Origin of the sequence: Oryzomonas japonica (genome assembly GCF_008802365.1) — a bacterium.
GTDB classification, from domain to species: domain Bacteria; phylum Desulfobacterota; class Desulfuromonadia; order Geobacterales; family Pseudopelobacteraceae; genus Oryzomonas; species Oryzomonas japonica.
In genome coordinates this window covers 318,326-333,257 of sequence record NZ_VZQZ01000003.1, presented here as the reverse complement: position 1 = coordinate 333,257, position 14,932 = coordinate 318,326, and the positions used below count along the sequence as shown (strand labels likewise).

General features: G+C 60.5%; 14 protein-coding genes. 4 read left to right on the top strand and 10 right to left on the bottom strand.

Features of this window, described 5'->3' with window-relative positions; all coding sequences use genetic code 11:
• Window positions 1-131: 131 nt before the first annotated feature.
• The 3 genes from F6V25_RS07330 to F6V25_RS07320 all read left to right on the top strand — a co-directional run bounded on the left by F6V25_RS07330 (window position 132) and on the right by F6V25_RS07320 (window position 4,220).
• On the top strand, window positions 132-1,148 hold the full coding sequence (locus F6V25_RS07330; protein ID WP_151127943.1) for a GlxA family transcriptional regulator: 1,017 nt from the start codon (window positions 132-134) through the stop codon (window positions 1,146-1,148).
• A 23-nt stretch (window positions 1,149-1,171) separates the two neighbouring features.
• Window positions 1,172-1,462: a DUF2917 domain-containing protein gene (locus tag F6V25_RS07325; protein WP_151127942.1), complete on the top strand. Its 291-nt coding sequence runs from the start codon at window positions 1,172-1,174 to the stop codon at window positions 1,460-1,462.
• 88 nt (window positions 1,463-1,550) lie between these two features.
• Window positions 1,551-4,220 carry an MMPL family transporter gene (locus F6V25_RS07320; RefSeq protein ID WP_151127941.1) on the top strand — a complete coding sequence of 890 codons (2,670 nt, stop codon included), beginning with the start codon at window positions 1,551-1,553 and terminating at the stop codon, window positions 4,218-4,220.
• A 135-nt stretch (window positions 4,221-4,355) separates the two neighbouring features.
• Here the strand turns inward: F6V25_RS07320 and purT are convergent, their stop codons facing one another.
• The 10 genes from purT to F6V25_RS07270 form a co-directional block, all read right to left on the bottom strand.
• Window positions 4,356-5,540: a formate-dependent phosphoribosylglycinamide formyltransferase gene (gene purT, locus F6V25_RS07315; protein ID WP_151127940.1), complete on the bottom strand. Its 1,185-nt coding sequence runs from the start codon at window positions 5,538-5,540 to the stop codon at window positions 4,356-4,358.
• A 39-nt stretch (window positions 5,541-5,579) separates the two neighbouring features.
• The gene (locus F6V25_RS07310) at window positions 5,580-6,491 is read right to left on the bottom strand and encodes an IPT/TIG domain-containing protein (protein ID WP_151127939.1); all 912 of its coding nucleotides are present in this window, start codon (window positions 6,489-6,491) and stop codon (window positions 5,580-5,582) included.
• A 102-nt stretch (window positions 6,492-6,593) separates the two neighbouring features.
• On the bottom strand, window positions 6,594-7,673 hold the full coding sequence (lptG, locus tag F6V25_RS07305) for an LPS export ABC transporter permease LptG (RefSeq protein ID WP_151127938.1): 1,080 nt from the start codon (window positions 7,671-7,673) through the stop codon (window positions 6,594-6,596).
• Window positions 7,670-8,827 (bottom strand): LPS export ABC transporter permease LptF, encoded by a 1,158-nt coding sequence (gene lptF / locus F6V25_RS07300; protein ID WP_151127937.1) that lies wholly within the window; start codon window positions 8,825-8,827, stop codon window positions 7,670-7,672. Before lptF ends, lptG begins: the two co-directional genes overlap by 4 nt.
• 90 nt (window positions 8,828-8,917) lie before the next feature.
• On the bottom strand, window positions 8,918-9,439 hold the full coding sequence (locus F6V25_RS07295) for a chromate transporter (protein ID WP_151127936.1): 522 nt from the start codon (window positions 9,437-9,439) through the stop codon (window positions 8,918-8,920).
• A complete protein-coding gene (locus F6V25_RS07290) occupies window positions 9,436-9,987 on the bottom strand; it encodes a chromate transporter (RefSeq protein ID WP_218043531.1) in 552 nt (183 codons plus the stop codon). The genes F6V25_RS07295 and F6V25_RS07290 overlap by 4 nt, the downstream gene beginning before the upstream one ends.
• Before the next feature lie 116 nt (window positions 9,988-10,103).
• Window positions 10,104-10,367 carry a YkgJ family cysteine cluster protein gene (locus tag F6V25_RS07285; protein ID WP_151127985.1) on the bottom strand — a complete coding sequence of 88 codons (264 nt, stop codon included), beginning with the start codon at window positions 10,365-10,367 and terminating at the stop codon, window positions 10,104-10,106.
• A gap of 95 nt (window positions 10,368-10,462) precedes the next feature.
• Complete coding sequence (locus tag F6V25_RS07280; RefSeq protein WP_151127934.1) at window positions 10,463-10,843, bottom strand: desulfoferrodoxin; 381 nt, start codon at window positions 10,841-10,843, stop codon at window positions 10,463-10,465.
• A gap of 282 nt (window positions 10,844-11,125) precedes the next feature.
• Complete coding sequence (locus tag F6V25_RS07275) at window positions 11,126-12,451, bottom strand: citrate (Si)-synthase (protein WP_149306540.1); 1,326 nt, start codon at window positions 12,449-12,451, stop codon at window positions 11,126-11,128.
• Window positions 12,452-12,647: 196 nt separating this feature from the next.
• On the bottom strand, window positions 12,648-13,844 hold the full coding sequence (locus tag F6V25_RS07270) for a M24 family metallopeptidase (RefSeq protein ID WP_151127933.1): 1,197 nt from the start codon (window positions 13,842-13,844) through the stop codon (window positions 12,648-12,650).
• 391 nt (window positions 13,845-14,235) lie between these two features.
• On the opposite strand from F6V25_RS07270, the gene F6V25_RS07265 reads away from it, so the two are divergent.
• The gene (locus tag F6V25_RS07265) at window positions 14,236-14,847 is read left to right on the top strand and encodes an OmpW/AlkL family protein (RefSeq protein ID WP_191966107.1); all 612 of its coding nucleotides are present in this window, start codon (window positions 14,236-14,238) and stop codon (window positions 14,845-14,847) included.
• Window positions 14,848-14,932: the final 85 nt, after the last annotated feature.

Below are 14,932 nucleotides of genomic sequence, written 5' to 3'. Positions count from 1 at the left end.
AGAATACCGGCTTCGGCACCATTTATCAATCCTGTTGTCCCGTGCCGCTATCACGACAACCGGGGCACATGGCAGAAAACGCCTGTTTGTTGTCATTGTGCCGTGCAGCACTTTGTGAAAAGATGCACACCATGAATCGTCACAATCAAGAAGTGAATGGCAAGACCGGGACAACCGAACCTCGCACCGTCGTCGTGGTCGTTCATGAGGGGTGCGAACTCCTGGATGCGACCGGCCCGGCCGCGGTATTCGGGGTGGTGAACCGGACATTGCGGGAGCAGGCGGCGGATGCGCCCGGTTACCTAGTCACCATCGCGGCACAGGAGCGGGGCGGCGTTACGACCTCCGCGGGGGTGCAGTTGGTGGCCGATGCGGCATGGCGCGACATGGCCGGCCCTATCGACACCCTGCTCGTGGTGGGGAGCCCGGACGAGCCCCTCGGCCGCGCCGTGGCCAATCGTGAACTGATCCACTGGCTGGCAGAAACGGGGGGACGGGTCAGGCGCCTGGTCTCGGTCTGCACCGGCGCCTTCCTCCTCGCGGAAGCGGGTCTCCTGAACGGCCGGCGGGTCACGACCCACTGGATGGACGTGGACCGCATGGCCCGGGAGTACCCGGAGGTAACCGTGGAGCCGGATGCGATCTATGTCAGGGACGGCTCCATTGCCACCTCGGCGGGCATTACGGCCGGAATCGATCTGGCGCTCGCCCTGGTGGAGGAAGATTACGGCAGGAAGCTGGCCCTGGCAATCGCCCGCCGCCTCGTCCTCTACCTCAAACGGCCGGGCGGGCAGAGCCAGTTCAGCAGTCGCCTCCGTTCCCAGATGGTCACGGGCGGGCCGCTGGCACAGCTCCTGGCCTGGCTTGAGGAAAATGCCCATCAGAATATCGCGGTTGAGGATCTGGCGGACAGGGCGGCCATGAGCCCCCGCAATTTTGCCCGGGTGTTCCTCCGGGAAACCGGCATGACGCCGTCGAAATACCTGGACCGGCTGCGGATCGAACGGGCCAAGCACCTCCTGGAGGAGACGAATCACCCCATGGAGACGGTTGCACGGGAGAGCGGCTTCAGCGGCGCCGAGCAGTTGCGGCGCACCTTCCAGCGGTGCCTGGGGATCACGCCCCGCGCCTACCGCGAACGCTTCTGATTATTGCCCCCAAGGAGTCATGTATGAACTACCTGCTGAAAAAAGGCGAAACGGTCGCGCTCACCGTCGCCCCCGAAGGTTGTTCCCTGCGCATGGACCGCGGAAGCGCCTGGCTGACCCGTTACGAGGACTCGCGCGATTATTCTCTGAGGCCGGGAGAGACCTTTGCCATCAGCGCTCCCGGCGCGGTGGTGATCGAAGCGCTGGAGGATACGACGTTCACTCTGGAATACGCCTGCACCGGCGGACCGGCCCGGGCGACCATCCAGGTCGGTCTCGGCCTCCCCTCCCCCGTCGCCATGGAACTGCACTGACCCATCCCCGCCACACTCCCCCTTTGATTGACTTTTTCCCCTGGGCGGTATATTCAGGAATGTTGCAATCTTGCCCAAGGAGCCCCGTGTGCCCGATACACCAAAACCAAGCCGTCTGTTCGCCTTCGTCGCCAAACGCCCGCGCCTGATCCTGGCGCTGGCCCTGTTGCTTTCCGTCTGTTCGGTCATCTACACCAAAAAGAACATGGAGTTCCTGACCGGCCGCGACGACCTGATGGCCAAAAACGCTCCCTTTCAGATGGATTACCAGGCCTATCGCCGGGAATTCGGCGATCAGGAAGAGATCGTGGCGGTTATAGAATCGGACGACGCCGAGAAATCGACCCGCGCCGCCGATGCGCTCTATCAGCGTCTGAATCGGGAAACCGGCCTGTTCCGCGACGTTTTCTACCCCGGCGGCCTCCCCTTCTTCCGCAAGAACGGTCTCCTGTTCATGCCGTTGGAGGATATCCAGCGGTTGCGCCACACCCTGACCATGGCCGCACCGGTCCTGAAGAACCTCTCCGCCTCCCCCTCCGTACAGACGCTCTTCACCAGCCTGACCGGCCAGATCGACGGGTACCTCGCCTCCGGCGACCCGGCTGCGCTGGAGAGCCTGACCTTCATGCTGGCCACCCTGGACAAGGGGTTCAAGGCCTTTGACGGCAAGGGGAGCGGCATGTCCATGGACTCGTTCCTCAAGGGAGGCGGCGACGGCAAGCCATCGGCCCTGGAAAGCGCCGGCAAGCAGCAGGTCATCACCATGCGGCCGGTCAAGGACGAGGGGAGCTTTGTGGCCTCGGAGAAACCGATCAAGGCGGCCCGCGCCGCCCTGGCCGAACTGGTGAAGCGCCCCGAGTTCAAGGGGGTCACGGCCGGCCTGACCGGCGTGCCGGTGCTTGAGTACGAGGAGATGGCCACCAGCCAGCGGGACATCGAGATCGCCACCATCCTTTCCCTCTCCCTGACCGTGATCCTGCTGTTGTTCGCTTTCCGCGGTCTCTTGAACGTGATCAGCGCCATGGTCTCGCTGATCGTGGGCATCTGCCTCTCCTTCGGCTTCGCCACCGCCGCCGTGGGGCACCTCAACATCCTCTCCATGGTCTTCGCCATCATGCTCATCGGCCTGGGAATTGAATACGGCATCCAGGTGGTCCTGCGCTACCAGGAGGAGTTGCGGGGCGGTTCGTCCGGCATGGCGGCCATAGAAACCGGCCTCAGGGCCAACATCCGTTCCATCATCATGGCCGCCGCCACCGTGGCCCTGGCATTCGCCACCTTTGCCTTCACCGATTTCAAGGGCATTGCCGAACTGGGCATCATCGCCGCCGGCGGGGTCGTGATCTGCGTCATCACCACCTTCACCGTACTCCCCTCCATGCTGATCCTGCTGGAACGATTCAGGAAGCCCCACACCGAGGGCCCCAAAGAGCAGGCTCCGGCAGGCCTTGCCGAAAAGCCCTTGTTCCACGCCCTCTTCACCAACCCGCGGACGGTCGTCGGTGCGACCCTGCTTCTGGCTCTCGTCTGCCTCTACCCCACCCTGACCATGCACTTCGACTACAACCTGATGAACCTCCAGGCCAAGGGGCTGCAATCGGTGGAATACGCCTACAAGCTGATGCGCAGCAAGGAGAACTCCGGCTATTTTGCCGTGGTGATCGCCAAAGACCGCGCCGCGGCCAAACAGTTGACCGAGCGGCTGGAGAAACTCCCCAGCGTGGACCACGTGGTCAGCCTGCCCGCCCTGGTGCCGGACAACCAGCAGGCCAAGCTGGCCGAACTGGCGGCGCTCCGTCAGGTATTGGCGGACGTCAAGCCGATGCCCTACGAGGAGAACCTGCGGGTCATGGAACTGCCCAGGGTCTTCGAGGCGTTCCGCGACCGGGTGGGCAAGCTGAAGACCGCGCTGGAGGCCAAAAAGGCGCCCGAAGCCAAGCCGGTCGGCGCCTTTCTGACGACCCTGGACGGCTTCTTCGCGAAGCTGGAGAAGGAAAAGGACAAGAACGCCCTGGGGATGCTGCGGGAGTTTCAGGGGGGCATGTTCGCCGAGCTGCCGGTCAAGCTGACCATGATGAAGGAGAGCCTGGAGGCGTCGCCGGTCGTCGAGGCGGACGTGCCGACGGACCTGAAGCAGCGTTTCGTGGGTAAGAGCGGCGTATTGCTGCTCCAGGTCGCCCCGAAAAAGGAGATCTTCGAGCACGAGCCGCTCCAGGAATTCGTCACCCAGGTCAAGGGCATCGTCCCCAACGCCACCGGCGAGCCGATCATGGTCTACGAATCCCTGACCATCATGCGGGACGCCTACCTCAAGGCCTTTGCCTATGCCTTCCTCGGTATCGCCGTGATCCTGCTGATCAACTTCAAGAGCGTGAGATTTGCCGCCATGGGTGCCCTGCCGCTGGCGGTGGGATTACTCTTCATGGTGGGGGGGATGCGGTTGGCGGGGGTCAGCTTCAACTCGGCCAACATCATCGTGCTGCCGCTGATCCTGGGAGTGGGGATCGACTCGGCCATCTACATCATCAACCGCTACCGCCAGGGGAGCGAGACCCCCGCCCAGGTGGCCACGAGCAGCGCCGGGATCGGCGTGTTCCTCAACGCCCTGACCATCCTGTTCAGCTTCGGCGCCCTGATGGTGGCCCACCACCAGGGGGTCTTCAGCATCGGCGCGGTCATGTCCCTGGGCATGGCGGCCAGTGTGGCGGTGTTTTTGGCCTTCCTGCCGGCGTTGTTGACGTTGTGGGGGAAGCGGTAAGGACCTGCACATTCTGAGGTAGTGGGAGTTGAAAGACCTCCGAGGCAGGGAACGCCTCGGAGGTCTTTTTGTTTGATTGTGCGTAAAAGCGTGGACGATGCCGGTTCCGTTTACTCGTTTCTTCGAACCGCAGTTTTATCCTTGGGGAACCAACCGCACGCAATGGGCGCTGGCCTCGGCCCGGCTTCGGGCCTCGTCGGTGGATGCCCCTTGCACCAGGGCCACCCCCATGCGCCGGCCGGGACGGGTATCCGGCTTGCCGAACAGGCGAAGCTTGGCGCCGGGGACGTTGAGCGCCTCCGCAAGCCCCTCGAAACGCACGTTGTCCAGGCTTTCCTTCGCCAGGATCACATGGCTGGCCGAAGGGGCCAGGTTGAGGATCTCGGGCACCGGCAGCCCGAGTATGGCGCGCACGTGCAGCTCGAACTGGCTCAGGTTCTGAGAGACCATGGTCACCATGCCGGTGTCGTGGGGGCGGGGGGACACCTCGCTGAACCAGACTTTGTCGCCGCTGACGAACAACTCCACCCCGAAGATGCCGTAACCGCCCAGGGCGCCGGTGACCGCCGCCGCCTGACGCCTCGCCTCGGCAAGGGCCGCCGCCGACATGGCCATGGGCTGCCACGATTCGTGGTAGTCCCCTTTGATCTGGACGTGACCGATGGGGGGGCAGAACGAGGTACCGCCGGCATGGCGGACGGTCAGCAAGGTGATCTCGTAGTCGAACGGGATGAACTCCTCGATGATGGCGGTATCCGAAGCGCCGCGGGCTCCCTCCATGGCGTAGCGCCAGGCGGCATCCACGTCCGAGGCTGACCGCACCACGCTCTGCCCCTTGCCGGATGAACTCATGATCGGCTTCACCACGCAGGGAAAGCCGATGGCCGCGGCATTGGAGCGCAGCTCTTCCGCACTTTTCGCAAATGCGTAGCGTGCCGTGGGCAGGCCCAGCTCTTCGGCCGCCAGGCGCCGAATTCCTTCCCGGTTCATGGTCAGGTTCGTCGCCCGCGCCGTGGGGATCACCCGCTGCCCCCCCTGTTCCAGCTCCAGCAGAAAGGCGGTGTCGATAGCCTCGATCTCCGGTACGATCAGGTCGGGCCGTTCCTCCGCCACCACCCGCCGCAGCGCCTCCCGGTCCAGCATGCTGATGACATGACTTCTGTGGGCCACCTGCATGGCCGGGGCATGGGGGTAACGGTCCACGGCGATCACCTCCACGCCGAGACGTTGGGCCTCGATGGCGACCTCCTTGCCCAGTTCTCCCGATCCCAGCAGGAGTAGTCTGGTAGCGCCCGGTTTCAGCGGGGTTCCAAGCTTCATAACAGTATTATCCTCCGAGTTCAAAGTTTCATTCCCCTATCACGGCGCACTGACGTTAATCACCTGGCTCCCCTCGTTCCCGGGATTCACCACCTGCAGGCGGAAATCCTTAGCGACCGGCGAATAGGGAAACCGTTGGTAAATGAGCCTGGTACAGTCGATAAAGATCACTTTCTCCCGTGCCGCCGAATCCTGGCCGCCATTGCCGCCAATGCGCTGGCCGTCCACATAGAGGGCCGAGTTCTGTTGGAAATTCTTCCCCTCTATGATCAATTCGTAATAATTCACGTACTCGTTTCCCCGGGTCACCTGGCTGATTTCCGGTTTGGTCTCGATCTCCAGCGCCAGTTGCACCGAGGCGTTCTCGGGTGAATTTTTTACCATGACCTGGTGCAGCCCCCCCGCCACCTGGGGCACCCGGAAGGCGATGGCCTCGGCCGAAACCACCCGGCTCTTGATGGAGGCATTATCGAAGAAGAGGAACGTCGTCTCACCGAAATTCCGCCCCACGGCGGTCACGTCCCGCTCCCCCCCCTGGGCGCAGGAACTGATCTTGTCGGGCGAAAGGGCGATAAGCACCGGCCGCAGGGGGAGTACGGAAAAGTTGTAGGCCCGACCCACGACGCCGTCGCCCCGCTTGAGGTACAGGGCGTACAACCCCGCGTCCAACGGCGGAACGATGAATTCGAGTTGCCGGCCGTCGGTTACCTTGGCCGGTATCTCCACGCTGCCGAGAAAGGCGGAAATCTGCTCGCCGAAATTGGCGCCGAAGATGGTCACCTTGCCGCCTGGCTCCGCCTGAGCGGGAATGATGCTGAGAATGGCGGGAGACGTATCCGGAGTCGAGACCGCCGGCTTCATGACGCGCTGCGGCCGTTCGGCGGCAAACAGGGCGGTATTTCCTGCCAGACAGAACGTCACGATGATCAGGATAGCGGCGATGTTTTTCATGTACGGCCTCCTTGCGGCTTTCGGCGACAGGATGCGTAACCTGTCAAAGGGGGACTGACGGGGCGCATGCCGCGCCCTGACGGAATGCGTGGTCGATCAGGCTCAATTCTTCACGGACATGGCCAACCACACCCCGCTCAGGCAGAAGATGATATTGGCTCCCCAGGCCGCAACCAAGGGCGGCAGCACCCCGCTGCGCCCGTAGGAAAGCAGCACGGCATTGACCACAAAATAGGCGAAACCGATGCCGATACTGGCCCCGATCCCGAGAGCGGCGCCGCCCGAACGGCTGTTCCTGAATGCAAACGGAATGCCCAGGATAACCATCACAAAGGCCGCAAACGGCCCGGAAAGCTTGGTGTGCATCATGGTCAGGTAACGAAAGGCCTGATAACCGCCGTTTTGCAGATTATCGGCATACTCCTTGAGCTTCCGGTAACTCAGGTTGTCGGCATTGTTGTCCAGGACGCGCAGATCGTCCAATTTCAGATTCAGGGCCACATCCATACTGCGGGCCCGCTGGGCCACATACCCGTGCCCCTGGCTGAAATCCTTCGTCACCACGTCTTTCAGGGTCCAGCGCCCGTCATGGAATTCGGCCGATCCGGCATCGATACGGCTGGTCGGGTTCATGGAACCGTCCAGCTTCCAGAGGGTGACCCCCCGCAGCACCTTGGCCTGGGGGTCGAACAGGCGGGCCTGAAGGATTTGGTTGTCGGAACGGAACCAGATATTGTTGCGTCTGAATACCGCATTGACGCCCAGCTTGCGGATATCGACCCGCTCGATCCGCTCCATACGTTCGTAGCTGCCGGGCACCACTAGTTCGGCGTTTAGAAGCAGCACAAAGCTGGCAACCAGCCCCAAAAACAGCATGGGGAACGAAATGCGCAGCAGGCTGATCCCGCAACTGCGCATGGCGATGATCTCGCTGTTGCGGGAGAACATCCCCAGGGTCAGCAGGGTCGCCATCAGGATCGAAAACGAGGCGGTCTGGCCGACCATTTCCGGCAGTTTCCAGACAAAGAACCGCAGGATGTCCCCGCCCGAGCCGCCGGCACGGATGAAGCGCGGTATCTTGTCCATCATGTCCAGCACCAGGTACACGGCCACGAAACTCCCCAGGCAGAGGGCCAGGAGGCGCAGCCAGGCCATTGCTATGTAGCGGGCGAGGATCGTCATCGAACGGCGTTCCTCCTCCCGATCAGGGTCAAGAGCACATTCTGAACGGCTGTCCAGATACTGCGTTCCAGGGATGCCATCCGCAGAAAGTGCCATCCCACGGCCAGAAAGATCACATTGGGGAGCCAGAGCGCCAGTTCCGCCGGCAGCGTTCCCCGTTCCGCCAAGGTCCGCAGAAGCGAGAGGAGCACATAGTAGGCCAGCAGGATGGCGATGCTGACGGAAAAACCGGCGGATTTGCCCGAACGGCGGTTCTGGATGCCCAGCGGCACGGCTACGACGGCGAACACCAGGGAGGCGAACGGAAAAGCGAAACGGCTCTGGAGTTCGGCCGCCATCTTGAGGCGGGTCGCCTTGGGAGTTGCAGGGTTGTCGATCTGCTGCCGCAACTCACCGATCCCCATATCCAGTTCATTGCGACCGATCCCCCCCCCTTTGCCGGGACCGGCCACGGTCATGGCGTACTCCCCGAAATTGACCAGCCGGTACCCGTCTCCCTTGCCTGCCGCGTGGATGCTGCCGTTGTTGAGCACCAGGCAGATATCCTGCTGATTGGGCGTGCAGCCGACATTTCCGCTGGCGGCAAAGATGGTCATGGGACGCGCCTGGTCGCGGCCGTCGTGGATGACGACCCCCTTAAGGGTGTGGCTCTGTTCGTCGTAATGGTCGGTATAGAGGATAATGCCCGGGATTTCGTCCCAGAACACCTTCTCGCGGATCGTCACAGCCACGTTCTGCTTCAACATCTCGAAACTGATGCGTTTGAAGGCGCTGTTCCCCCAGGGAACGCCGACGATGCTGGCGGCAAGGGTCAACAACACGGCAACTACGCCGCACAGCAGCACCGGCGGCATGATCTGCACCAGGCTGAGTCCGCCGGATTTCATCACCGTGATCTCGTTATCGGCCGAAAGGCGGCCAAAGGCCAGCAACACCGCCAAAAGAAAGGCCATGGGGATCGTGAACACCAGAAACGAGGGCATCAGGTACAGGATCATCCGGCTGATATCCGCCAGGGGCACGCCGCGGGAGATGACCAGATCGGTGAGTTTGATCAGCCTCCCCATCAACAGGATCAGGGTGAAAACCGCGATGCCGAGCAGGAAGAGTGAGGCGATTTCGCGGATTATGTAAAACGTTAGGATGCGCTTCATGATGGCATGATGATACATGAGCCGCGGGCAGGTGTAAAGGGAGGCGGGAATAAAAGAGAGTGTAAAAAAGGTGGCGAGTGCCCGCCCCGCTCAGATGACGCCGGCCAGTCCCAACATCGCGCCGGCCCCGATCAGCCATAGCGGGTTCCACCGGCTGTTCAGGACGATCAGCACGGTTGCCGCCGTGAGGCCGTAGCCCCCCCAGCTTGCATCGGCTCCACGGGTGATGATGCAGCCGCTTGCCAGGACCAGGCCGATCGCCAGGGGCGAGATGCCGGTCTGGATGATGAGCCGCCAGCGCGTGCCGTGGATTTTCTCCCAGAAGCGCATGAAAAAGTAGATCAGCAGGCTCGAAGGGCCGCACATGGCCGTCGTGGCGGCCAGGGCGCCGGACAGTCCCGCCACATGCCAGCCGATCAGGGTGGCGATAATCGCATTGGGCCCCGGCGTGGCCTGGGAGATGGCCACCAGGTGGGCAAAGGTGGCGTCGTTCATCCAGTGGTGGGTCTCCACCGCCAGCCGGTGCAACTCGGGCAGCACCGCGCCGGCACCGCCAAAGGCAACCAGGGAGAGCATCCCGAATTGGAGTGTGATCTCGACGATTATGTTCATGGCGCGCTACAGTACCGGCGCGCCGCAACCCACATGCTGAACGGGGCCAAACCAAACATGACCATGACCAGGGGCCAGTGAAGAAAAACCACCGCCACCAGGATCGCGACGCTGAAAATCATCAGGAATGGCCGTTTCAAGAGGTCGGCCGCCATCCGCACCCCCATGGCCAGGATCAGGCCTGCCGCGACGGCGGCGATGCCGCGCAGCATGGCCTGGATCGCGGGCAACTCACCAAACCTGCCGTAGAGCGCCCCAAGCGCGATGATGATGACAAACGGTGCGAGCAGCAGACCGAGCAGCGAGACAACGGCGCCGCTGGCGCCCTGGAAGCGAGCCCCGATGCAGACCGAGAGGTTGACGATGTTCGGTCCGGGCATGAACTGGCACAGGCCGAACAGGGTGGTGAATTCCTCGGAGGAGAGCCACTCCCGTTCTTCGACGATAGCACGGCGAGCCCATGCCATGACACCGCCGAACCCCGACAGGGCGATTTGGTTGAATCCCCAGAAAAGCTCGCTATGAGTAATCTCACGACGCTGTGTCACCATCGACTCCCGGAGGTATGATTGCCGACGCATCCCGCGAACGCCCCGCCAAAAAGATACGGCCTACGAACTATGCTTGAACACCATTCAGGCCAACAATGTCAATAAAATGTTTGTCAACAACGGCCAGGCAGCGTAAACAGTTCCATCCGCGACAGAAGCTCCATCGCTTCCCGTTCGTCATGGCCGCACATATCGAGGCTCGGCTGCAGGCTGGTGCAGACGGGTGGACGTTCGGGGCGGCCAAAGAGGCCACAGTGGTTGTCGGGCGTCAGTTGCACGCAACGCACCCCAGCCGGCTTGCCGTCGTCCATGCCCGGGATCGGCGAGGAAATCGAAGGTGCTATGCAGCAGGCAGCGCATCCTGCGCGGCATGCCATGGCGGCTTGTCTGTTCACGGTGTCCCCCCGAGAGAAAAAAAGCCCGTCGGAATCCCCGGCGGGCTTTGATTTTTATGTATTTTACCGCTGCCGCATCAGGCCTGGGCAGACCAGAGGCCGTGCAGATTGCACAGTTCACGGGCCGTCAGGCTGGTGGCGGTGATGTTGAACGTGGCGGTCGGCACATCGCCCGGTTTAAGGGCCTGGCGGTAGGCCTTGCCGTCGGCGACAAGTTCAATCCACTCGATGTAATGTTTCTCCTCCATGGGGTGGGGCACGCTGCCCACCGTGACCTTGACGATGCCGTCGCCGATTTCGATAACCGGCACATGTTTTTCCTTGGCAGCATCAACGGTGTTTTCCGTCAACTGCTTCATCGGCTCGCCGCAGCAGTGCAGCGGAGCGCCGCCGCCGTGGACGATCTCGACGATATTGCCGCAATGTTCGCATTTGTAGATTTCAAGAAGCTTCGGCATGATGGTATTCCTCCTGTGTGTTGTTGTTGATACCTGTTTCCAGGCAGTGGGTTACCGGTTTTCGCCCAACGGTTCAAAAAGGGCTATGGAATGAATACGGACCGGACAGAGCTCGGGGCATTTTGTCCCGCCATATCCGCAATTTCTGTCTTTGAATCACTGCATCAGCAAATACGACAATTATTATCTTTTATACCTTATTTTTGCAGTTTTGCAAGTCTGAAAATAAAAAAAGGGGATGCGCTGCCGCATCCCCCTGCTTCTTTTCATGAAAAAATCGGATCAGGACAGCTGGCGCCCACCATCGGCGGCCCACTTCTCCAACATGGCGGTGGTAACGGACTTGGGACGCTCGATGGCGTAGCCCAGACCGCGGTCCCAGGTGATGTTGGCCATGCAGCCCAAGGCGCGGCCAACGCCGAACAGAACGGTGTAGAAGTCCCATTCCTTGACGCCGTAGTACCACTGAATGACGCCGGATTGGGCATCGACGTTCGGCCAGGGGTTTTTGGTCTTGCCGTGCTCGGTGAGGACGCCCGGCGCCGTTTCGAAGATCATGGCAACCAGCTTGAACAGCGGGTCGTCCTTGAGGCCCGGCGTCTTGAGGCAGAACTCGCGCTGGGCGGTGTAACGCGGGTCGGTCTTGCGCAGAACGGCGTGGCCGTAGCCCGGAACAACCTGGCCGGCATTGAGGGTGTCCCAGAGGGCCTTGGTGACGTTTTCCTTGGTCGGCTCGGCACCATTGAGTTTTTTCTGGAATTCCATGATCCAGCCCAGGACCTCCTGGTTGGCCAGGCCGTGCAGCGGGCCGGCCAAGCCGTTCAGGCCGGCGGCATAGGCATAGTAGGGGTCGGACAGGGCCGAATGCACCAAGTGGGTGGTGTGGGCCGAGACGTTGCCGGACTCATGGTCGGAGTGCAGGATGAAGTACATGCGTGCCACATCCTTGTACTGATCGCTCTGCCCGATCATGTGGGCGAAGTTGGCACCCATGTCGAGAGTCGGGTCAATGGCGATCTGCTTGTCGCCCTTGTACTTCAGGTTGTAGATGAAGGCGGCGATAATGGGGATACGCGCCACGATGTCGCTGGCATCTTCATAGACCGATTCCCAGGCGACCATTTTGTTGAATTTGCCGGAGTTGTAGAAAGCGGCAAACTTGGACTCTTTCTGCAGGGCCATGATGCCGACCGAGAGCATGACCATGGGATGGCTGTCCCTGGGCAGGGCGCGAATGGCGGTGAAGACGTACTCGGGAACCGCTTGGCGCGTCTTCCACTCGGCTGCGACTTCGGCGACCTGGGCGTCGGTCGGCACGTCGCCGGTCAGCAGAAAGTACCAGAAGGACTCAACGGTCGGGTAGGCCGAACCGGCGGCCTTGGGCAGCGCCGCAAAGGTCTCGGGGATGGTCTTGCCGCGGAAACGGATGCCTTCCTGGGGATCGAGATAGGAGATGTCGGTGACGAGGCTGCGGATATCGCGGGCGCCGCCGATGCATTGTTCGATGGTCACCTGATCGATGATCACCTTGCCGAACTCCTTGGTAAGCTTGGTGGTACGGGGGCGGTGTTCCTCAATCTTCTGCTTGAGTGTCTCTTTCAATGCCATGTTGGTACTCTCCTTTCGTTGTGAGGATTAAACTGAGATCAGCAGTGTGAGCCGGACTCTTCGATACCAGTAAAAACCAACCGAAACGGTCGTCTACCCAATCCAAAAATATTTTTTTAGGATACTGTATACAATTAAGAAGTGTCGTAGTTATACCAAAGCCTTGACAAAATGCAACAAAAATTTTATAGGCGCGCTAGCGAGACAGGATCACCAGTTCTTCACTCGAATAGGTCAATTGTTTGAGCCCCTCATCGCTGATATAGAAGGTGTTTTCGATACCGACCGCCCCCTCTCCCGGAAAGACCACCTTGGGTTCAAAGGCAAAGGCCATCCCCACCTGGAATGTCATGTCCTGAAATCCACGCGCAATAAAAGGATATTCATCGATCTCGACCCCCAGGCCATGGCCGATGAAGGAAACCTGTGAGCCTTTGGCTCCCATGAAACTGTCGGCATACCCCATCTCCACCGCCAGGGCCAGGCACCGGTCGTACACCTCACCCCACGGAGCGCCCACAACGACGATTTGCTTCATCAACTCCTGCACCCGGAGCATGTCGTCATATCCCTTGCGCAGGCGGTCGGAGAGGCCGCCAAGGGCAAAGATACGGGTCTGGTCCACCAGATAGCCGTCAAAGCTCCCGGCAAAATCGACAATGATCGGCTCGTTGCGGCTGATCGGCTTGTAGCTCGCGCCCTGCCCGAAACAGGGACTGGGCCCCACACCGCCGAAGGGGGTATCGGTATAGGCCGGCACGGCGCTATCCGTGCCGGAAAAGGTGTGCCCGAAGAGCATTTCCCCATTAAAGACCCGCATCCGTATCAGCCCCAGGTGGCCGTTCAAGCGAGCCGTATGCTCAAGCTCGGCCGCCAGCTCCAGGTCGCTCATCCCCTCGCGGAGCACGTCCCGCACCCGGCGCGTCACCTTGTCCACCTGGTCTGCCGCGTCCTTCATCAGATGGATCTCGTAGTGGCTCTTGATCATGCGCACCAAGCGGATCAGCGGCGTGGCATCGCTGAATTGCGCATTGGGGAAGACCTTGCGATAGCGTTCGAAAAGAGCGACCGGCAGCACATCGAACTCCATGCCGATCTTCTTCGGCTCGGGGTAGCCGTGGCCGGCCGCCAACTGGGGGATGTCCTTGGGAGAACCGAAGGGCAACACCTCTTTCAGCCCCGACTCCATGCGTGCCCTGGCGGCGTCCCGGCGCACGAGGTACAGCGGCTGCCCGTGGGCGGGGACGTAAAGGCAGCCGCTCTGGACGGTCCCGGTGAAATAAAAGAGGTCGGCATTCTGGGCGATGATAATGGCATCCAACCCCTCGGCGGCCATATGATTTTGCAGCATTTTGCAGCGGTATTCCAACTCGGTGGCAGGGGTCAAACGCATGAATCCTCCATAAACGCGCATGTTGCCGACATATCTCAACAACTATTCCAACATGCGGGGGCATGCTCCCCCGGGAACGGCATAGTCGGTGCGCCGGATGGGGGAATTTTACACATGAACGGGAAATATGCAAGCGTGAGAGCCCCTGTTCCCTTTTGGGCAGCCGTTCGGGATACGGGCTGAAATGGCGTCTTTTTGCCTTGATCCAGCATTTCAGTATCGCCAAATTAATTTTATATAACACAAAAACAATTTTCTTGACTTACGTCATTTTTTGCTCAAGGATTCACCTAAAAAGACAAAGCGAATCGTATATATCTTTTTGTTGGTTCTCGATATCTGGATTGGGGTGCAAACCCCAAATAACCACATTATGGGGAGGATCAGGCTGATGAGAAGAAGGTTACTAGGAGTGGCAGGGGTTGCGGCAGCGGTAATGATGCTGGGGATGGCAACCATGGCCGGGGCGGCGGATGATTATCAGAAGTTTGGCGTGCGGATCAGGGCGATTTACGTCAAGCCGGATGAAAGCACGAACCTTAAGGGGGCAAACGTTAAAGTGAGTGACGACATCATTCCCGAACTCGACCTGGAGTATTTCTTCCTGAGGAATGTATCTGCGGAGCTCATCGCCGGGGTTACCAGGAACGATATCAAGGTTAACAACTCCTTTGCAGGTTCCACGTGGCTGCTCCCCCCCACCCTGACCGTAAAGTATCACCCGCTGGCAGGCAATACGATCAGCCCGTATGTCGGTTTTGGTGTCAACGTTATATTCCCCTTCAATTCAAAACTCAACGGCGCTGACCCTGGCTTCCAAATTGACAATAGCGTGGGGTGGGCCGCCCAGGCCGGCGTGGATTTCAAACTCAAGGACAACCTCTACTTCAACATCGACTACAAATATCTCAATGCCGACACCAAGATGACGATCGCCGGCAACAAGTACGACCTCGACCTCAACCCGCACCTCTTCGGCATCGGCGTCGGCTACCGTTTCTAATCAAAACCAAAATCACGTACCACAAGAAAAGGCGGGGGAATTGTGTCCCCCGCCCTTTTCCATTCACCTTCTATCTCTTCTCATC

Bases quoted from the DNA above. Each gene is read 5' to 3' on its own strand.
- F6V25_RS07285 (WP_151127985.1), bottom strand. From the start codon at position 10,367: ATGGCATGCCGCGCAGGATGCGCTGCCTGCTGCATAGCACCTTCGATT.
- purT (WP_151127940.1), bottom strand. From the start codon at position 5,540: ATGAAGCTTGGAACCCCGCTGAAACCGGGCGCTACCAGACTACTCCTG.
- F6V25_RS07325 (WP_151127942.1), top strand. From the start codon at position 1,172: ATGAACTACCTGCTGAAAAAAGGCGAAACGGTCGCGCTCACCGTCGCC.
- F6V25_RS07310 (WP_151127939.1), bottom strand. From the start codon at position 6,491: ATGAAAAACATCGCCGCTATCCTGATCATCGTGACGTTCTGTCTGGCA.
- F6V25_RS07275 (WP_149306540.1), bottom strand. From the start codon at position 12,451: ATGGCATTGAAAGAGACACTCAAGCAGAAGATTGAGGAACACCGCCCC.
- F6V25_RS07270 (WP_151127933.1), bottom strand. From the start codon at position 13,844: ATGCGTTTGACCCCTGCCACCGAGTTGGAATACCGCTGCAAAATGCTG.
- lptG (WP_151127938.1), bottom strand. From the start codon at position 7,673: ATGACGATCCTCGCCCGCTACATAGCAATGGCCTGGCTGCGCCTCCTG.
- F6V25_RS07295 (WP_151127936.1), bottom strand. From the start codon at position 9,439: ATGAACATAATCGTCGAGATCACACTCCAATTCGGGATGCTCTCCCTG.
- F6V25_RS07330 (WP_151127943.1), top strand. From the start codon at position 132: ATGAATCGTCACAATCAAGAAGTGAATGGCAAGACCGGGACAACCGAA.
- lptF (WP_151127937.1), bottom strand. From the start codon at position 8,827: ATGAAGCGCATCCTAACGTTTTACATAATCCGCGAAATCGCCTCACTC.
- F6V25_RS07265 (WP_191966107.1), top strand. From the start codon at position 14,236: ATGAGAAGAAGGTTACTAGGAGTGGCAGGGGTTGCGGCAGCGGTAATG.
- F6V25_RS07280 (WP_151127934.1), bottom strand. From the start codon at position 10,843: ATGCCGAAGCTTCTTGAAATCTACAAATGCGAACATTGCGGCAATATC.